Source organism: Wolbachia endosymbiont of Drosophila bicornuta, from assembly GCF_028982105.1.
Taxonomy (GTDB): domain Bacteria; phylum Pseudomonadota; class Alphaproteobacteria; order Rickettsiales; family Anaplasmataceae; genus Wolbachia; species Wolbachia pipientis.
Genome location: NZ_JAPQLF010000059.1, coordinates 1 through 1,985 on the forward strand (window position 1 = coordinate 1; position 1,985 = coordinate 1,985).

Consider the following 1,985-nt stretch of genomic DNA (forward strand, 5'->3'; position numbering starts at 1 on the left):
TCGTCGTGCTGTTGATTCTGCCTTCCTATGACCTGTTCGGACTATTATGAGAAATGCTATAATTATGCTGTAACATACACAAATGGTAACTTGTCACTTACTGTTCCTGAGAGACTGAAGGACTATAATATAGGTGATAAAAGCTTATTTGACATTATAAAAGAATACTTTCAGAAATTGTGCGAGAGGCTTGGATTTTTTAAAATAAAAATAGAGCATGGTTTAGGCGATCCACTAGAAGTAAGCGACCATCTGGAAAATATGGAACCCCCTATTCGTAGTAATGAGCACGGCCTGAATTAAAATATCTTGAGCTTGTTTGCACAATCAATCACTTCAGCATTTAGAAATTGTTTTTTAAACCAGGTATACTGACGTTTCGCGTAGTGTCTTGTGTTTGTTTGAGCAATTTGTATCGCTTCGTCTAAAGTAATCTCACCTTTCAAGTACTTTATAATTTCTGGCACTCCGTGTGCTTTCATAGCTGGCAAATGTGGGGCTAGGTTCATGCTAAGTAGCTTTTTTACTTCATCAATTGCTCCATTTTCAATCATTGTAATGAAACGAGAATTTATTTTTCGGTATACATCTTCACGTTTAGGCAGAATTGTATATATCTTAAAATTATTGAATAAAGGAGGCTGTCTATTCTCTTGCCATACAAAAATTGACTTGCCAGTTTCAGTGATAACTTCAAGTGCCCTTGAAAGGCGGTGCGAGTCATTCATGAACACTTTACCTTGAATCCTTGGATCTTTGCTTAGCGCTAATTTGTAAAACTCCTCTTTACTTAAATTTTTCCTTAATTCGCTTACATTTTTCCTCACTTCCTGACTTATTTGTGGCATTGATGATAAGCCTTTGATTAAACTGCTGATGTAAAGCCCGCTTCCTCCAGTGATGATAGGTATTTGAGCATTTTCTAATGCGTGATTAACTTCTTTTTCTAAATCTTCTAACCATAGACCCACGGAATAATTTTCTTTTGCTGAAACATAACCATATAGTTTATAAAATACTTCTTGCTTTGGTGGTTGAGCAGTAATTATGGGAATTTCTTCATATACCTGCTTTGAATCACAATTTATTGTACTAATATTTCCATATTTTTCTATCAGGTTATCGCATAATTCTGATTTACCTGAGGCCGTAATTCCTGTAATAATTACTATATTATTTTTCATTTATATTAATTTAATTAACATATGATAAAGTGTAGTAAAAGTTTGGATTCTACAATCTAAAGTTTGGAGATTTTTATGGCAGAAAACAACGACAATAATTCATTTACTAAGCGTTTCACAAACAGGACTCCTGGCGGTACAGGGGAAGGTTTTTCCAGTAAGTATTCGTCTCAAAACACCAAAGAACGGGCATTAGGGGAAAAAGGAAAAATTTCTGAATTAGCAGGCAAAAAAACCGAATCCAAGGAAGCTTTTTCTGAAAGTGGCGGCATAAAAAGTAAAAGCAGAACTGTCAATGAAAGATCTTTTGCTGATGCAACAAAAAGAAGTAGGTCAGATCTTATATACTTAGTCCGTGGTAAAGATCGTGGAAAATCAGCGTGGCATTATGTATTAGTTGATAAAGAGAAAAGAGAAATGTTTCTAGCAAAAAGCAGAACTGGCTCTATAGATGTTGCAGACTATGGAGAGATTTTGTATTCAGGATGGGGAGAGGATCCACCACAGGCAATAGTTGATAAAGTTAATGAAGAGTTTGGGTTGTAGCAAGTCTGCATAACAAATGGTAAGCTGCGTTGTATTATATTCACAAAAACTAGCGTATCTGTTTAGAGGAGTGGCTAATGTGCAAATATTGAAGCAAAGTGCGTGACACACAGCTGTACGAACATTGCAATATGGTACATAGTAAACGATGTCATTCCAGTCTGGAATCCAGCTTTTTCATAATCATCAAAATGTTGTATTTTAACATAAAACGGCTACTTTTATGCTTACCAACTTAATAAAATTCCTGGATCC

General features: G+C 35.3%; 3 protein-coding genes. 2 read left to right on the plus strand and 1 reads right to left on the minus strand.

The features are described 5' to 3' along the window. The first annotated feature begins 27 nt into the window (after positions 1–27). On the plus strand, positions 28–303 hold the full coding sequence (locus OZD68_RS01315) for a hypothetical protein (protein ID WP_338063249.1): 276 nt from the start codon (positions 28–30) through the stop codon (positions 301–303). Here OZD68_RS01315 and miaA read toward each other — a convergent pair. Continuing rightward, a complete protein-coding gene (miaA, locus tag OZD68_RS01320; RefSeq protein ID WP_182309939.1) occupies positions 300–1,184 on the minus strand; it encodes a tRNA (adenosine(37)-N6)-dimethylallyltransferase MiaA in 885 nt (294 codons plus the stop codon). The two genes, OZD68_RS01315 and miaA, sit on opposite strands and share 4 nt — an antisense overlap. Before the next feature lie 75 nt (positions 1,185–1,259). On the opposite strand from miaA, the gene OZD68_RS01325 reads away from it, so the two are divergent. Next, on the plus strand, positions 1,260–1,730 hold the full coding sequence (locus tag OZD68_RS01325) for a hypothetical protein (RefSeq protein WP_182309938.1): 471 nt from the start codon (positions 1,260–1,262) through the stop codon (positions 1,728–1,730). The last annotated feature ends 255 nt before the right edge of the window (positions 1,731–1,985 follow it).